The 15539-nt window shown below is 72.5% G+C and carries 14 protein-coding genes; 8 read left to right on the forward strand and 6 right to left on the reverse strand.

Going from position 1 to position 15539, the window contains the following annotated elements:
• Positions 1–34 precede the first annotated feature (34 nt).
• The 8 genes from L0984_RS27330 (at position 35) to zwf (ending at position 9969) form a co-directional block, all read left to right on the forward strand.
• Positions 35–3400, forward strand: a complete 3366-nt coding sequence (locus tag L0984_RS27330; RefSeq protein WP_234197555.1) for a DEAD/DEAH box helicase — start codon at positions 35–37, stop codon at positions 3398–3400.
• Positions 3401–3504: 104 nt separating this feature from the next.
• A complete protein-coding gene (locus tag L0984_RS27335) occupies positions 3505–5061 on the forward strand; it encodes a class I adenylate-forming enzyme family protein (RefSeq protein WP_234197556.1) in 1557 nt (518 codons plus the stop codon).
• Between the two features lie 42 nt (positions 5062–5103).
• The gene (locus L0984_RS27340) at positions 5104–5430 is read left to right on the forward strand and encodes a transcriptional regulator (protein ID WP_234197558.1); all 327 of its coding nucleotides are present in this window, start codon (positions 5104–5106) and stop codon (positions 5428–5430) included.
• A complete protein-coding gene (locus L0984_RS27345) occupies positions 5411–5707 on the forward strand; it encodes a helix-turn-helix domain-containing protein (protein WP_234197559.1) in 297 nt (98 codons plus the stop codon). The genes L0984_RS27340 and L0984_RS27345 overlap by 20 nt, the downstream gene beginning before the upstream one ends.
• Before the next feature lie 6 nt (positions 5708–5713).
• The gene (locus L0984_RS27350) at positions 5714–6547 is read left to right on the forward strand and encodes an AraC family transcriptional regulator (protein WP_234197560.1); all 834 of its coding nucleotides are present in this window, start codon (positions 5714–5716) and stop codon (positions 6545–6547) included.
• Positions 6548–6746: 199 nt separating this feature from the next.
• Positions 6747–7298 (forward strand): cytochrome b, encoded by a 552-nt coding sequence (locus L0984_RS27355; RefSeq protein ID WP_234197561.1) that lies wholly within the window; start codon positions 6747–6749, stop codon positions 7296–7298.
• A gap of 134 nt (positions 7299–7432) precedes the next feature.
• The gene (locus L0984_RS27360) at positions 7433–8284 is read left to right on the forward strand and encodes a DMT family transporter (protein WP_234197562.1); all 852 of its coding nucleotides are present in this window, start codon (positions 7433–7435) and stop codon (positions 8282–8284) included.
• A gap of 221 nt (positions 8285–8505) precedes the next feature.
• Positions 8506–9969, forward strand: a complete 1464-nt coding sequence (zwf, locus tag L0984_RS27365; protein WP_234197563.1) for a glucose-6-phosphate dehydrogenase — start codon at positions 8506–8508, stop codon at positions 9967–9969.
• Positions 9970–10005: 36 nt separating this feature from the next.
• On the opposite strand, the gene L0984_RS27370 is transcribed toward zwf, so the two are convergent.
• The 6 genes from L0984_RS27370 to L0984_RS27395 all read right to left on the reverse strand — a co-directional run bounded on the left by L0984_RS27370 (position 10006) and on the right by L0984_RS27395 (position 15515).
• The gene (locus L0984_RS27370) at positions 10006–10851 is read right to left on the reverse strand and encodes an undecaprenyl-diphosphate phosphatase (RefSeq protein WP_234197564.1); all 846 of its coding nucleotides are present in this window, start codon (positions 10849–10851) and stop codon (positions 10006–10008) included.
• A 212-nt stretch (positions 10852–11063) separates the two neighbouring features.
• Positions 11064–11441: a DUF2628 domain-containing protein gene (locus L0984_RS27375; RefSeq protein WP_234197565.1), complete on the reverse strand. Its 378-nt coding sequence runs from the start codon at positions 11439–11441 to the stop codon at positions 11064–11066.
• 101 nt (positions 11442–11542) lie between these two features.
• Entirely contained in the window at positions 11543–11968 is a 426-nt protein-coding gene (locus L0984_RS27380; protein ID WP_234197566.1) for a hypothetical protein, read from the reverse strand.
• A gap of 71 nt (positions 11969–12039) precedes the next feature.
• The gene (locus L0984_RS27385; protein WP_234197567.1) at positions 12040–13089 is read right to left on the reverse strand and encodes an NADP-dependent oxidoreductase; all 1050 of its coding nucleotides are present in this window, start codon (positions 13087–13089) and stop codon (positions 12040–12042) included.
• Positions 13090–13311: 222 nt separating this feature from the next.
• Positions 13312–14712: a sensor histidine kinase gene (locus L0984_RS27390; RefSeq protein WP_234197568.1), complete on the reverse strand. Its 1401-nt coding sequence runs from the start codon at positions 14710–14712 to the stop codon at positions 13312–13314.
• Positions 14709–15515 carry a response regulator transcription factor gene (locus L0984_RS27395; protein WP_234197569.1) on the reverse strand — a complete coding sequence of 269 codons (807 nt, stop codon included), beginning with the start codon at positions 15513–15515 and terminating at the stop codon, positions 14709–14711. Before L0984_RS27395 ends, L0984_RS27390 begins: the two co-directional genes overlap by 4 nt.
• Between the last annotated feature and the right edge of the window lie 24 nt (positions 15516–15539).

A 15539-nucleotide genomic window follows, 5' to 3' on the forward strand; every position in this document is an offset into this window, starting at 1 on the left:
GCCGCCACGCATCTGGGGCACACTCCGGGCCCCCATGCGCGCTGCCTTCCTGATCGCCCCCGCCACCCTCGCCCAGCACCTGCCCGCCGCCGCCTACCAACGGGGCCTGGACGCCTACCGGCGCCAGCAGGTCGTCAGCCATTCGCTCGCACCGGCCAGCCGCAGCGAATGGCGCATCGAGGGCGAGGTGCAGGGCGAGGACCGGCAGCTGCACGAATGCAGCGTGCTGCTGGAGCTGGACGCGGACGGCCGCATCGCCAGCTTCGGCAGCGACTGCAGTTGCGCCGCCGGCAGCCGCTGCCGGCATGCGGTGGCCCTGACGCTCAAGGCCGCCTACCAGAGCGGCACCGTGCGCGGCGCCGAGCCGCCCTCCCCGCCGCGGCCCCCCGCGCCGGCCGCACCCGCGGGACTGCCGCCCTCTCTGGGCCTGTTCGACGAGCTGGCGCCACCGCCCGCCGCGCCCGAGAGCGATCCCCCCCTCTACCTGCTGCAGGAAAGCCGCCGCAGCCCGCGCGAGCCGGCACGGCCGCTGCTGGCCTGGCGGCTCGCCCGGCCGCTCAAGCGCGGCGGCTGGGGCCGGCTGCGCTCGCCCGATGCCGATGCGATGGTGCGGCTGGGCCTGCCCGGCGGCGGGCTCTCCGAGGCCGACCGCGACTGCCTGGCCCACATCGGCCGGCTCGGCGGAGCCTTCTACCTGCACACCGCCAGCGGCCTGCTGCAGGGCGCCGAGGCACCCGCCGCGCTGCAGGCCGCGGCCCGCACCGGCAAGCTCTTCCTGGCCGATGCCGAAGGCCGGCCGCAGGGCGCGCCACTGCGCTGGGGCACGCCGCGCGCCATCGGCTGGCACTGGGCGCCGGCCACGCTGGGCGATGCGCCGGCCTGGGCCCTGCAGGCGGTGCTGGCCGAGCCGGGGGAAGGCCGCACGCTGTACGCCGTGCTGCCGCCGCTCTACCTGGACCGCGCCAGCGGCGAATGCGGCCCGGTCGAGGCGCCCGGCCTGTCGGCCGCGCAGCTGACGCAACTGCTCACCCTGGGCCCGCTGCCGCAATCCGCCTTCGACGATGCCGAGGCCGACCTGCTGCCGCGCCGGCTGGGCCTGCCGCTGCCCGCGCGCGCCGACCATCCCGAGCCCTGGCCGCACGGCCAGCCCCAGCCCTGCCTGCGGCTGCGGCCGGTGCCGCCAGCCGAGCGCGCGGCGCGCGGCCTGCTCGTCGCGCTGCTCGACTTCGACTACGGCGGCCTGCGCGGCCACTGGCCCGAGCACCCGGCCCAGGTGCTGGCCGAGCACGACGGCCGCCGCGTGCTGCTGCAGCGCGACCTGGGCGCCGAGCAGTGGGCGCGCCAGCGCCTGCAGGCGCTGGACCTGTCGGCGGACGCGCTGGGCCGCTGGCATGGCGCCTCGGCCGCGCGCTGGCTGGACTGGGCCGTGAGCGGCTGGGCCGCGCTCACCCATGCCGGCTTCCGCGTCGAGCCCGACCCCGCCCTGCGCGGCCTGGCGGAGCCGCCGCATGCGCTGGAGCTGCGCATCGTGCCCGGCACGCCGGAAGACGCGCCACCCGCCGGCGAGGCCGTGGACGCGCAAGCCGCCTCGCCCTGGTTCGACCTGTCGCTGGGCATCGACATCGACGGCGAGCGCCACAACGTGCTGCCCTGGCTGCCGGGCCTGCTGGCGCAGATCGAGCATGGCGCCGACGGCCCCCAACTGCCCGACTGGCTGTGGCGCGAGCAGCCCGACGGCCGCTGGCTGCGCCTGCCTTCCGCACCGCTGCGGCCCTGGCTGCAGGCCCTGCTGGACCTGGTGGCCGAGCGCCCCGCGCCGGACTGGGAGGCCGCCGCGACGCTGCGCCTGACGCAGGTGGAGGCCCTGCGCATCGGCGCCACGCTGGGCGACGGCGCGGTGTGGGAAGGCGCGGACCGCCTGCGCGAACTGCTGCGCCAACTGGGCGGCGACGCCGCGCTGCCCACGGTGCCGGCACCGGCCGGCCTGCAGGCAGCCCTGCGTCCGTACCAGCAGCAGGGCCTGGACTGGCTGCAGTTCCTGCGTCGCCATCGGCTCGGCGGCATCCTGGCCGACGACATGGGCCTGGGCAAGACGCTGCAGACCCTGGCCCACCTGCTGCGCGAAAAGGAAGACGGCCGGCTGGACCGGCCCTGCCTCGTGCTCGCCCCACTCAGCCTTCTGGGCAACTGGCGGCGCGAAGCCGCGCGCTTCGCGCCCGCGCTGCGCACGGCCGTGTGGCACGGGCCGCAGCGCCATGGCCGCGGCGGCTTCGGTGGCACCGACCTGGTCATCGCGCCCTATTCGCTGCTGCCGCGCGACCGTGTCTTCTGGCAGAAGCAGGCCTGGCATGTGGTGGTGCTGGACGAGGCGCAGCAGATCAAGAACGCCGATTCGCAGGTGGCCCAGGTCGCCGCCAGCCTGGAGGCGCGCCAACGCGTGGCCCTGTCGGGCACGCCGCTGGAGAACCACCTGGGCGAACTCTGGAGCCTGTTCCACTTCCTCATGCCCGGCTTCCTGGGCAGCCAGGCGCGCTTTCGCGAGGTGTTCCGCACGCCCATCGAGCGGCATGGCGACAGCGCCTGCCTCGAACAGCTGCGCAAGCGCGTCACGCCCTTCCTGCTGCGGCGGACCAAGCAGAACGTGGCCAAGGAGCTGCCCGACAAGATCGAGACCCTGAGCGCCGTCACACTCGAAGGCCCGCAGGCCGACCTGTACGAAACCATCCGCCTGGCCACCGAGCGCCAGGTGCGCGAGTCGCTGGCCGAGCGCGGGCTGGCGCGTTCGCAGATCCAGGTGCTCGATGCGCTGCTCAAGCTGCGGCAGGTGTGCTGCGACCCGCGCCTGGTCAAGTCGCTGCCGGCGGCGCAGCAGGTGCGCCAGTCGGCCAAGCTCGAATGGCTGATGGACGTGCTGCCCGAGATGCTGGAGGAAGGCCGGCGCGTGCTGCTGTTCTCGCAGTTCACCAGCATGCTGACGCTGATCGAGGCGGCCCTGCGCGAGCGCGGCCTGCGCTGGACCACGCTCACCGGCCAGACCACCGACCGCGAGGCGGCCATCGCCCGCTTCACCCGCGGCGATGTGCCGCTGTTCCTCATCAGCCTGAAGGCCGGCGGCGCGGGCCTGAACCTGCCCGAGGCCGACACCGTCATCCACTACGACCCGTGGTGGAACCCCGCCGTCGAGGCGCAGGCCACCGCCCGTGCCCACCGCATCGGCCAGCAGCGGCAGGTGATGGTCTACAAGCTGGTCGCCGAAGGCACCATCGAGGAACGCATCGTGGCCATGCAGGCGCGCAAGGCGGCGCTGTCGCGGGGCCTGCTCGAAGGCGGCGCCAGCGGCGACCGGCTGCTGTTCACCGAGGACGACGTAGCCTTGCTGCTGCGGCCCCTGGGGAGCTGACGCGCAGTCTGGCGGGCAAGCAGGCGACAGCCCGCGCAAGGCTGCGCCGCTATGCTGGCTGATAGAACGGCCGCAGCCGGCCGCAGCACTCAGGAGACCGCTTCATGACCACCCAGCAATTCGTGGCCGACCACGCCTTCGGCACCGTGTCCGACCTCATCCGCGCGCATGCCCGCGAACGGCCCGGCCGCCCGGCCCTGGCCGATGCGCACGGCCAGCTCGACTACGCCGCGCTCGACGCCCGCATGGACCGCGTCGCCGCCGCCCTGCAGCGCGACGGGCTGGGCGTGGGCGATGCCATCGCCGTCTGCGCCAATGCCTCGGTGGACTACGCCTGCGTCTTCCTCGGCGCCCTGCGCGCGGGTGTGGCGGTGGCGCCGCTCGCCCCTGGCAGCGCGCCCGACAGCCTGGCGCGCATGGTGCGCGATGCCGATGCCCGCCTGGTGTTCGTCGACGCCGTCGGCGACGCGGCCATGGGTGGTGCGGGCGAACCCGCCGCGCCGCGCATCGCGTTGCAGGGCGAGGTGGCCGGTGCCCGGCCGCTATCCGATTGGCTGGCGCCCGAAGGCGCCACGCCGCAGCCGGCCGAGGTGCAGCCCGCCACGCCCTTCAACATCATCTATTCCTCGGGCACCACCGGCGAGCCCAAGGGCATCGTGCAGGGCCACGGCATGCGCTGGGCCCACATCCAGCGCGGTGCGGTCTATGGCTACGGCCCCGAGTCGGTCACGCTGCTGTCCACCCCGCTGTACTCCAACACCACGCTGGTGGTGTTCTTCCCCACGCTGGCCTTTGGCGGCTGCGTGTGGCTGATGCCCAAGTTCGACGCCGGCCAGTACCTGCAGCTCGCCGAGCGCGAAGGCGTGACGCACACCATGCTGGTGCCGGTGCAGTACCAGCGGCTGATGGCGCACCCGGACTTCGACCGCCACGACCTGTCGCGCTTCCAGGCCAAGTTCTGCACCAGCGCGCCCTTCCGCGCCGAGCTCAAGGCCGACGTGCTGGCGCGCTGGCCGGGCGGGCTGATCGAGTTCTACGGCATGACCGAAGGCGGCGGCACCTGCATCCTGGAGGCGCATGCCCACCCCGACAAGCTGCACACCGTCGGCTGCGCGGCGCCGGGCAGCGACATCCGCCTGATCGACGACGAGGGCCGCGAGGTGCCCGCGGGCGAGGCCGGCGAGGTGGTGGGCCATTCGGCCGGCATGATGGTCGGCTACCACAAGCAGCCCGCCAAGACGCGCGAGGCCGAGTGGTTCGCGCCCGACGGCAAGCGCTTCATCCGCACCGGCGACGTGGGCCGCTTCGACGCCGACGGCTTCCTCACGCTGTTCGATCGCAAGAAGGACATGGTCATCAGCGGCGGCTTCAACCTCTACCCCAGCGACCTGGAGGCCGTGCTGCGCCGCCACCCGGCGGTGGCCGATTGCTCGGTGATCGGCATTCCCTCGGAGCAGTGGGGCGAGACGCCCGTGGCCTACGTGGTCCACCGGCCCGGCGACACCACCGCGCCCGAGACGATCCGCGAATGGGCCAACGAGCAGTTGGGCAAGACCCAGCGCCTGGCCGGCCTGCGCTTCATCGACGAGCTGCCGCGCAGCGCCATCGGCAAGGTGCTCAAGCGGGAGCTGCGGGAGCGCTGGGCCGCCGAGCGCGGCTGAGCAGCGAAGAGCCTCTATACGCTATTCGCGTATGATCGACCGATGTTCACGGTCAGCGAAACGCGGGCCTTCGTCCGCACGATGGAAGCGGTCTGGCGCGGCGGCGAGCGTGAAGCGTTCATTGACTGGATCGCCCGCAATCCGCTGGCGGGCGATCTGATCGTGGGCTCGGGCGGGCTGCGCAAGGTGCGCTGGTCACGGCCCGGGACAGGGCGGCGCGGCGGCACCCGCGTCATCACCTACACCCTGCTGGACGAAGGGCAGGTGTGGCTGCTGGTCGGCTACACCAAGGCCCGCTTCGACAACCTGCCCACCGAATTCCTGGTGCGGCTGCGAAAGGAAATCGACGATGCCGCAACGGAAAGTTGACGCCGAGATGCAGGCCTTCCAGAACGACCTGTTGGAGGCCGTGCAGGACATGAAGGCCGGCCGCGCCGCACGCGTCACGCGCGTGGAGGTGCCCGACGCCGCCGATGCGCGCGCCCGCGTCGGCCTGTCGCAGACGCAGTTCGCGCAGTTGCTGGGCGTGTCGGTGCGCACGCTGCAGAACTGGGAGCAGGGCCGCTCCCAGCCCTCGGGTGCCGCGCAGACGCTCATTCGCGTGGCCCGCGTGGCACCGCAGGTGCTGCGCAGCGTCGCTCCCTGATCCAGCATGACCCGGCGCCCCGCGATCGGCCACGGGCCGGCGCCCGCCGCCCTCTCGCTGCGCGACTACGGGCCGTCGCGCGGCAGCCATGCGCATGACCACTTCCAGGTGCTGGTGGCGCTGCAGGGCGTGCTGGCGCTGGAGGTGGAAGGCCGGGGACGGCGCCTGGCCGCCGGCCAGGGCTTCGTCGTGGCGCCCGGCGACCGGCATGACTTCGAGGCCGAGGCGGGCGCCAGCCGCTGCCTGGTGCTGGACACGCGCGATGCAAGCTGGACGCCGCATGCGGGCTGCGCCGCGCAGGGGCCGCAGGCGGCGGCGCTGGCCCACTACCTGGGCCTGTGCCTGGCCCAGCCGCAGCCGCCCCGGCTGGCGCTGGCCCAGGCCCCCTTGCTGCTGTGCGAGGCCTGGGCCGGCCAGCCCCCGCGGGCCAGCTCGGCGTGGGTGACGGCGGAGGCCGCGGGCGAGGCAGGGGCAGCAGGCCGGATGTCTCCGGCCCCAGGCAACGGCCTATCGCTGAGAGCCACCGGCCGTCAGCCGCCGCGCGGCCGGCCCATCGACTGGGCGGCGCTGTCGGCCTGGGCCGCGGCCCACTGGCAGGGGCCCCTGGGCGTGGAGGACCTGGCCGCGCGCGCCTGCCTCAGCCCGAGCCAGTTCGCCCAGCGCTGCCGCGATGAGCAGGGGCTGAGCCCGCTGGCCTGGCTGCGCGCCCTGCGCCTGGCGCAGGCGCGCCACCTGCGCGCCCAGGGCCTGGCGGTGGCCGAGACGGCGCGCCGCACGGGCTACCGCTCGCCGTCGGCGCTCACGGCGGCGCTGCGGCGCGAAGGCGGCTGGCGTACCTGAAGGGCACCGTCCTCCCGGTCGGACGCGCTGGCGCCTGCGGCGGCCTGCCTTTGACGCACACCAAGCGCCGCGCGCCGTCTTAAGACTGCCTAAATGCCCCGGCGAGACCATCGCGCCCGTTCCGGCCGATGCGCCTCGCCCTCCGCGGGTCGCACCGGCTGCCCGGCCCATCAGGGCCTCATTCCACGATGCGCCCGCCATGACCACCGCCACACGCTCCCAGTCACGCTACACACCCTCCGCCATCGCCCTGCACTGGGGCATGGCGCTGCTCATCGTCGCCGTCTACGGCTGCATGCTGGGCTCGGACAACTTCCCGCGCGGCAGCGACACCTACCTCCTGCTGCGCGGGCTGCACTACAGCCTGGGCCTGCTGGTGCTGCCGCTGGCCTGCCTGCGCCTCGCGCTGGTGGCCCGGCAACCCCGCCCCGCCATCGTGCCGGCACCGGCCGCCTGGCAGGAGCAGCTGGCGCGATGGATGAAGTTCGCGCTCTACGGGCTGATGCTGGCGATGCCGCTGCTGGGCTGGCTCTCGTTGGCGGCCAAGGGCACGCCGGTGGCCTTCTTCGGCCTGCCGCTGCCTTCTCCGCTGCCGCCGGCGCCCAACCTGGCCCACCTGATCAAGGAAGTGCACGAGGCCGGCGCCAGCGTGGGCTATGCACTGGTGGGCGCCCACACGGCCGCGGCCCTGGTGCACCACCATGTGCTGCGCGACAACACCCTTCGCCGCATGCTGCCCGAGCGTGCCTGACAAGGTGTGATCGCTGGCGCCGCCTTCGTCCCCGAGCGGCCCACCGCCCGAGGCGGCCCCCCCTCCTTGCCAGATCGCAGTCGCGCGACGAGAGACCGGCGGCGCGCGACGATGCGCCCGCCTAAGCTCGGCGGATGCGCCTTTTCTCCGCCTCCACCCTGCATGCCCTGTCCGCCATCGCGCTGTGGGCCTCACTGGCCTCGCTGGGCACCGCACTCGCGCATGTGCCGCCCTTCCTGCTCACCGGCGCCGCCTTGATCATCGGCAGCCTGCCGAGCTGGCCGCTGGTGCTGCGCGACCGGCGGGCCTGGGCGGTGCCGCCGCGCACGCTGGCGCTGGGCGTCTACGGGCTCTTCGGCTTCCACTTCCTGCTGTTCATCGCGCTGCGCCATGCGCCGCCGGTGGAGGCCAACCTGGTCAACTACCTCTGGCCGCTGGGCATGGTGGTGCTGGCGCCGGTGCTGCTGCCCGGCACGGCGCTCAGGCCCTTGCATGTGGTGGCGGCGCTGCTGGGCTTTACCGGCGCGGCGGTGGCGATCCTGGGTGCGCGCGGCCCGGGCGGCGCCAGCGGCTTCGCCTGGGGCTTCGTACCGGCGCTGGGCTCGGCCTTCATCTGGGCCAGCTACTCGCTGTGGACGAAGCGAGTGCCGGCCTTTCCCACCTCGGCCATCGGCGCCTTCGGGCTGGTCTCGGGGCTGCTGGCCCTGGCCTGCCATGCGTTGCTGGAGCCGGCAACCAGCCTGTCGGCGCGCGACTGGGCGCTGGTGGCGCTGTGCGGGCTGGGTCCGCTGGGCGCAGCCTTCTTCTTCTGGGACCGGGCGCTCAAGACGGGTGACGCCCGGCAGATCGGCATCCTGAGCTACCTGACGCCGCTGCTCTCGACCACGCTGTTGCTGCTGGTCACCGGCCGGCCGCTGACAGGCGGCATCGCGCTGGCGGCGGCGATGATCGTGTCGGCCGCGGTGATGGGCGCGCGCGCACGCTGAACCCGGGCGCGCCGCGCAGGCGCAATCCGTGAAGAATGTCGCGCCAGACGTGGACATCTCGGGGCGGATGTGCGCCGGGCCCGCGCGAGAGGCTCCGCTGGCACCGAATTCGCTATGGGCATTCGACGCCAGGCACGGGCTCCCGACATGCCTGGGCGAGAACAATCCATCCCCCACACCCGCTGTCACACCCGCACATTCCAGAAGAGAGGACATCGTTCATGGCCAAGATCCAACCCGGCGTGGGCCCACGCTTTCCCCAGGTGGTGGTGCTGGTGGGCGCCACCGGCGACCTGGCGCGGCGCAAGCTGCTGCCCGGCCTGTTCCACCTGTGCAGTGCCGGATTCATTCCCGCCTGGCGGATCGTCGGTTGCTCGCTGGACGACAAGGACGCCGAGGGCTTCCGCCGCTTCGCCCGCGCCGCGCTGGACGAGTTCGGCAGCCGCAAGGTGGACCAGGCCGCCTGGGAGGCCTTCGCCGCCACGCTGGACTACGTGCCGCTGTCCGCCGGTGCGCCGGCGCTGGCCGAGGCCGTGGCCCGGGCCGAGGCCGAACTGGGCACCGAATCCCGCCGCCTGCATTACCTCAGCGTGCCGCCCAAGGCCGCACTGCCGGTGGTGCGCACGCTGGGCGAGGCCGGCCTGGTCGAGCGCGCACGCATCGTCATGGAAAAGCCCTTCGGCACCGACCTGGCCAGCGCGCGCGACCTGAATGCCAGGCTGCACGAGGTGTTCGAGGAAGAGCAGATCTTCCGCATCGACCACTTCCTGGGCAAGGAAGCGGCGCAGAACATCCTGGCCTTCCGCTTCGCCAACGGCCTGTTCGAGCCGATCTGGAACCGCACCTTCATCAACCACGTGCAGATCGACGTGCCCGAGACGCTGGGCCTGGGCAAGCGCAGCGCCTTCTACGAGCAGACCGGCGCCTACAAGGACATGGTGGTCACGCACCTGTTCCAGATCCTGGGCTTCGTCGCCATGGAGCCGCCCACCTCGCTGGAGCCGGCACCCATCAGCGAGGAGAAGAACAAGGTCTTCCGCAGCATGCTGCCGATCCCGCCCCAGGACGTGGTGCGCGGCCAGTACGCCGGCTACCGGCAGGAGGAAGGCGTGGACCCGGACTCCGACACCGAGACCTTCGTCGCCCTCAAGTGCCACATCGACAACTGGCGCTGGGCCGGCGTGCCCTTCTACCTGCGCACCGGCAAGCGGCTGGCCGAGGGGCAGCGGGTGATCTCCATCGCCTTCCGCGAGCCGCCCAAGAGCATGTTCCCGGCCGGCAGCGGCGTGGGCTCGCAGGGGCCGGACCACCTGACCTTCGACCTGGCGGACGCATCGAAGATGTCGCTGTCGTTCTACGGCAAGCGCCCCGGCCCGGGCATGCGGCTGGACAAGCTGAGCCTGCAGTTCGCCATGAACGACACCGGCTACGTGCACGAGGTGCTCGAAGCGTATGAGCGGCTGATCCTCGACGCCATGCGGGGCGACCGCACGCTGTTCACCACGGCCGAGGGCATCGAGCGGCTGTGGGAGGTGTCGCAGCCGCTGCTGGAGGCGCCGCCGCCGGTGCGGCTCTACCAGCCCGGCTCATGGGGCCCGAAGCCGGTGCACCAGCTGATCGCGCCGCATGCGTGGCGCCTCCCTTTCGAGCGGGCGTGGCGGCCGACGAGCCAGGGTCAGGGCTGAGCCCCTGACCCGTCCGCCGCGCCCTGTGCTTTCAGCTCACCCCAACCACAGCACGAAGGCCGAGGCCACGAGGCAATAGGCACCGAAGAGGTACCAGCGCCCCGACTCCAGCCAGGACGACAGCCAGCGCAGTGCCGCCAGGCCGGCGAGGAAGCTGAGCACCATGCCGAAGGCGCTGGGCGCCAGCACGCGCCCGAGGTCCTGGACGGCCATCGCATGGCCGGTGCCCGAGGCCGTGAGCAGCCGGTGCGCCTCCTTGACGATGACGGCAGGCGTCAGCACGACGGCCAGGGCGAAGCTGAATTCCTCGGCCTTGCGGCGCTCGATGCCGACCGCCATGGCGGTGGAGATGGTGGCGCCCGAGCGGGAGAAGCCGCGGAAGGGCAGGCACAGCCCCTGCACGGCGCCGATCAGCATCGCCGAGGGGCCGCCGACGCGCCGGCCGGCCCGTTCGGGGATGAAGGACGCCGCGATGATCAGCACGCCCGCCGCGGCCAGCGCGGCGGCCATGAGGCGCGAATTGCCGAACAGGTGTTCGATCTCGAACTGCGGATCGGAGGCCAGCACCCAGTGCTTGATGGCGAACTGCAGCCCGAGGCCGACGACGCCCGTGCAGATCGTGGCCAGCACCACGGCCGTCGCGTTCTGCCTGAAGGAGGCCCATGAACCGAAGTAGGCCTTCTTCCAGCTGCGCCAGAAGTAGGCGATGACGGCGAACATCGTGCCGGTGTGGAGCATGACGAGCAGCATCGTCATCTCGGGCGTGGTCGGGTCCAGCCCCATCAATTTCTCCGCAGCGATCACGTGCGCGGAGCTGGAAACCGGGAGCAATTCGGCGGCCCCCTGGATGAGGGCCAGGAGGGCGACTTGGAGGGCGTTCATGGTCGCGGACAGGATGTCGAAGTGATTTCAGTACGGCCGGCGGTCTGGCATGGCCCGCGCGACCACCCCTCATTCGTCCGGTGCGCCGTCGATTCTCTTCAGACAAGCTGACGGCCACGCGACTGCGCGGCAGCTGACGCGGCCCATCACGGGGTCCGCCGTGATCGGGCCGGTGGCCCTTCATCCGGGGACGCCGCGGCGAGGCACTTCGTTCACACCGGCCGGGCCGCATGCGCCACGGCCGCATCCGCCGTGTCGGCCTCCAGCGTCGCCAGCCTGTCGTAGCCACGGCGCACCAGGTCGGCGTCGCGCCAGGCATTGCCCTTGAAGGCGGGCAGCAGCCACAGCACGAAGTACCCCGCGCTGAGCAGCAGGTAGACCAGTGCCTGGGTACCGCTCTCGGGGGCGCGGTCGATGACGTTCTCGATCAGCGCCAGGACGAGATAGACCGCGAACCACAGGCCGGCGCGCCGCCAGAGCTTCTTGAACAGCATCCAGAAGAGGCCGAAGAAGAAGGCCGGCCAGGAGAAGCCGACCTTCACGGCCTCCAGGCCGTGCGTCGGATGCGTGTACACGTTGTAGGTCCTCATGATTCCCTCATCGGCCGCAGCCGCCCTCTGACGCGAACACGGTACAACGGCAAAGGCCCCTTCGCCTTGTGCCAGGTCGCCCCGATGCAGGAAGGGGGCGCTCACCAGTTGCAGGACTGCGTCCCGGTGTGCGCGATGTCCTGCGAGAAGGAGAACACCCGCCCGTCCTTGGCCGAGGTGTAGGTGAAGTCGGTGATGTTGGCGCCCTGGCGGCGCACGGTGTAGACGCCGTTGATCCTGCCGTCGAACACCTCGACCCAGCGGTCCTCGAAGGCCCAGGGCCGGCCTTCGGGCCGGTCGGTGGTGCGGCTGCTGGCGACGACGATGGGGATGGCCTTCTTCGAGCCCTTGTAGAGCACGTAGCCACCGCTCCACTCGACGTTGGTGTCGACGACCTGCCGGAACTCCAGCGAGATCGGCCGGGGCCCGGAGGAGCTCAGGCAGCGGAAGTCCTCCTGCAGAGCCGCATGGGCGGTGGCGGCGCAGGCGGCAAGCAGGACGGCGGCGATGGGCGACGCAGGCTTCATGGGCAAAAGGTGCTCCTGGGGCAAGGACGGAAGGGGCCTGCAGCGTAACGCGGACGCACGGCCCGCCGGTGTCAGGCCACCTTGAGCACCAGCTTGCCGAAGTTGCCGCCCGAGAAGAGCTTGGCCAGCGCTTCCGGGAAGTGCTCCAGCCCGTCGACCACGTCCTCGCGGCTCTTCATGCGGCCGTCCTTCAGGTAGCCCGACAGCTCGGCGATGGCCTGGGGGTAGCGATCGGCATAGTCGAACACCACCATGCCTTCCATGCGGGCGCGGTTGACCAGCAGGCTGAGGTAGTTGCGCGGGCCGGCGGTGGGCGCGCTGTTGGCGTTGTTGTACTGGCTGATGGCGCCGCAGATGACGATGCGAGCCTTGGGTGCCAGCTTGGCGAGCACGGTGTCGAGGATGTCGCCGCCGACGTTGTCGAAGTACACGTCCACCCCGCGCGGCGCATGCTGCTTGAGGCCTTCGCGCACCGCCTGCGGGCTGGCCTTGTAGTCGATGCAGGCGTCGAAGCCCAACTCCTTCACCACCCAGTCGCACTTGGCGGGGCCGCCGGCGATGCCGACGGTGCGGCAACCCTTGATCTTCGCCAGCTGGCCGACGGTCTGGCCCACGGCACCGGCGGCACCCGAGACGACGACCGTGTCGCCGGCCTTGGCCAGGCCCACGTCCAGCAGGCCGAAGTAGGCCGTCATGCCGGGCATGCCCAGCACGTTGAGCCACTGGCCGGGCGTGCCGGCAGCGAGGTCGATGCGGCGGACGTCGCCGCGCTGGATCTGCGCGTGGCCGAAGGCGGCGAAGTCCTGGATGCCGAGCAGGCCCGACACGGCGTCCCCCTCGGCGAAGCCGGGGTTGCGCGAGGCCACGACGCGGCCGATGCCGCCGGCGCGCATCACCTCGCCGATGCCCACGGGCGGGATGTAGCTGCGGCCTTCGTTCATCCAGCCGCGCATGGCGGGGTCGAGCGAGAGCAGTTCGGTGCGCACCAGCACGCCGCCTTCCTCCAGCGTGGGGATGGGGCCGTCGGCGACGAAGTCGAAGTCCTCGCGCGTGGCGGCGCCCTGGGGGCGGCGGGCGAGGCGGAACTGGCGGTTGGCGGTGGCAGCGGGGGTGGCGGTCATTCGGTTGTCTCCTGGTGCGATGTCTTCGGGTCCGAGGGGGCGGTCGCGGGCATGCTAGCCAGGGGCCGTGCGGCGGCTGGTTGCGCAGGCGACAGCACCGGCAGGCCTGCGCACCACGCGCCGATGCGCGACGCGGCACACGGCGGAACACGCACGGCCGACGACGGGACGCAGGCGGCGCACTGGCGGGTGCGCTGGCGCTCCCGTCAGCGCATCAGCGGCTCAGCGCAGCAGCGCCGTCACCGCCAGTCCTGGCTTCGCCAGCCGCAGGTCGAGCCGGCCACCGTGGGCCTGCGCCACCAGCCGGCACAGGTACATGCCCAGGCCCACGCCCCCGCCGCCCGCGCCCCGCGCGCGCGCGCTGTCGGGGCGGTAGAAGGGCTCGGCCAGGCGTTCGAGCTGGTCCTCGGGCACACCGGGGCCGAAGTCGCGCACCTCGATGCAGACACCGTCGGGCTCATCCGGCGCAGTGGGCGCGCGGTGAAGCGACAGGCGCGGCGGCTGCGGCCCGGCGCCGTGATGCAGCGCATTGGCCAGCAGGTTGCGCAGCATCAGCCGGACGCGCGCCCGGTCCAGCGACAGCGCCGGCAGGTCGGAGGCGGCGTCCACCTGCACGGCCTCGGCCAAGGGCAGGCCGCGCGCGACCAGCTCCTGCATGACCTCGCGGGCCAGGGTCGGCAGGTCGACGGGCTCACGCTGCAGGGCCGCATGCGGGCTGGACAGGCGCTCGCCTTCGAGCAGGTCGCTGATGAGGTCGCGCATCTCGTTGAGATCGCGCAGCAGCGCGGCGCGTTCGGCCGCACCGTCGGGCGTCTCGGGCAGCAGTTCGGCATTGAGCCGGGCCCGTGTCAGCGGCGAGCGCAGCTCGTGGCTCACCGCCAGCAGCAGGGCGCGCTTGGCATCGAGCATGCGCTTGATGTCCTCGGCCACGGTGTTGATGTGCTGCGCCAGTTCGCCCAGCTCGTCGCGGCGGCGCAGCGGAATGGGCCGCGAGAAGTCGCCACGACCGAAGCGCTCGGCACCGGCGCGGATGTCCTCCAGCGGCCGCAGCAGCTTGTGGACCAAGCCATAGGCCAGCAGGATGAGGCCGACGACCAGCGCCACCATCACCCCGTCGAAGCCGTCGTTGGCCTGCTGCATCAGCCGCGGGCTCCAGCCGAAGGTGATGCGGTGCCCGTCGGCGGTGCGGCGCACGTACCAGGGGTCTTCGCCGGGCGCGGTGGGCACGCGCGGGGTGAGCCAGTCGCGCCGGCGATGACGTTCGTCGTCGGGGTCGGACGCCCAGTTGACCACCGGCCCGCTGATGCGCAGCGAGATGGGCAGCCGCGCGGCCAGCTCGCGCGCCTTCTCGATGCTGGGCGGGCTGCCGATCTCGTCGACCACGCGCCCCATGTAGTCGCTGAGCAGCGGCTGGGCCACGGCGCGCCAGCCCGTGCTGCCGAAGGCCGCGCGGAAGCCGCCCAGGAAGACGACGGTCATGGCCAGCGCCAGCACCACGAAGAGCGTGACCAGCCGCAGGCGCAGCGAATGGCTCCAGCGCTGGCGCCAGCGGCGGCGGCGCTGGAAGCGCGGCACGAAGCCGTCGCAGGCGGGATCGGCCGGCGCGTGACGGTGGGCGATCATGAGCCAGCGCCGGGCGGCCGGTCAGCGGTGGCTTGCGCGCCGTTCTGCCCTTCGCCAGGCTCAGGGCGGACGGGGTAGCGGGCCGGGGTCGAACCCGCCTCCTCGACCACACGGCCGACGGCCAGGGTGTAGCCAGCGTTGCGCAGCGTCTTGATGCAGTCCAGCGGCTCCAGCTTGCGGCGCAGGCGGCTGACGACGATGTCCACCGCGCGGGTGAAGAGGTCGGCCTCGTGGCCGCGCAGCCGGTTGAGGATGTCGTCGCGGCTGAAGACCTTGCCGGGCTCGGAGGCGAGAAGGGCCAGCAGCTCGAATTCTGTGCCGGTCAGCTCCAGCCGCTCGCCGTGGCGCAGAACCTCGCGGCGGTCGAGGTCGATGGCCAGGCCATCGAAATCATGGCGCTGCGCAGACGCGGGTGCTGCGGCGGGGCGCACGCGCTGCCGGCGCAGGATGGTCTGCACACGCGCCACCAGCTCGCGCGGCTCGAAGGGCTTGGGCAGGTAGTCGTCGGCGCCCAGTTCCAGGCCGACCACACGGTCCATCACGTCGCCGCGGGCGGTGAGCATGACGATGGGGATGTCGCTGTCCGCGCGGATCTGCCGGCACAGGGCGAAGCCGTCCATCTCGGGCAGCATGACGTCGAGGATGGCGGCGTCGTAGCTGTGGGCACGCAGCTTGGCCAGCCCTTCGCTGGGCCGCAGCGCGCAGTCGAGCGTGCAGCCAAAGCGGGCGAAGTAGCTCGCCAGCGGCGGCCCGAGGTGCACGTCGTCGTCGATCAGCAGGATGCGGGGCGCGTCGGTGGACATCACGGGATTGTGCCGAGGGGCGTG

It is taken from the genome of Pseudacidovorax sp. NFM-22, from assembly GCF_021401245.1.
GTDB lineage: Bacteria > Pseudomonadota > Gammaproteobacteria > Burkholderiales > Burkholderiaceae_C > Xenophilus.

Bases quoted from the DNA above. Each gene is read 5' to 3' on its own strand.
- L0984_RS27395 (WP_234197569.1), bottom strand. From the start codon at position 15,515: ATGTCCACCGACGCGCCCCGCATCCTGCTGATCGACGACGACGTGCAC.
- L0984_RS27340 (WP_234197558.1), top strand. From the start codon at position 5,104: ATGTTCACGGTCAGCGAAACGCGGGCCTTCGTCCGCACGATGGAAGCG.
- L0984_RS27330 (WP_234197555.1), top strand. From the start codon at position 35: ATGCGCGCTGCCTTCCTGATCGCCCCCGCCACCCTCGCCCAGCACCTG.
- L0984_RS27375 (WP_234197565.1), bottom strand. From the start codon at position 11,441: ATGAGGACCTACAACGTGTACACGCATCCGACGCACGGCCTGGAGGCC.
- L0984_RS27350 (WP_234197560.1), top strand. From the start codon at position 5,714: ATGACCCGGCGCCCCGCGATCGGCCACGGGCCGGCGCCCGCCGCCCTC.
- L0984_RS27345 (WP_234197559.1), top strand. From the start codon at position 5,411: ATGCCGCAACGGAAAGTTGACGCCGAGATGCAGGCCTTCCAGAACGAC.
- L0984_RS27370 (WP_234197564.1), bottom strand. From the start codon at position 10,851: ATGAACGCCCTCCAAGTCGCCCTCCTGGCCCTCATCCAGGGGGCCGCC.
- L0984_RS27380 (WP_234197566.1), bottom strand. From the start codon at position 11,968: ATGAAGCCTGCGTCGCCCATCGCCGCCGTCCTGCTTGCCGCCTGCGCC.
- L0984_RS27360 (WP_234197562.1), top strand. From the start codon at position 7,433: ATGCGCCTTTTCTCCGCCTCCACCCTGCATGCCCTGTCCGCCATCGCG.
- L0984_RS27385 (WP_234197567.1), bottom strand. From the start codon at position 13,089: ATGACCGCCACCCCCGCTGCCACCGCCAACCGCCAGTTCCGCCTCGCC.
- L0984_RS27355 (WP_234197561.1), top strand. From the start codon at position 6,747: ATGACCACCGCCACACGCTCCCAGTCACGCTACACACCCTCCGCCATC.
- L0984_RS27390 (WP_234197568.1), bottom strand. From the start codon at position 14,712: ATGATCGCCCACCGTCACGCGCCGGCCGATCCCGCCTGCGACGGCTTC.
- L0984_RS27335 (WP_234197556.1), top strand. From the start codon at position 3,505: ATGACCACCCAGCAATTCGTGGCCGACCACGCCTTCGGCACCGTGTCC.
- zwf (WP_234197563.1), top strand. From the start codon at position 8,506: ATGGCCAAGATCCAACCCGGCGTGGGCCCACGCTTTCCCCAGGTGGTG.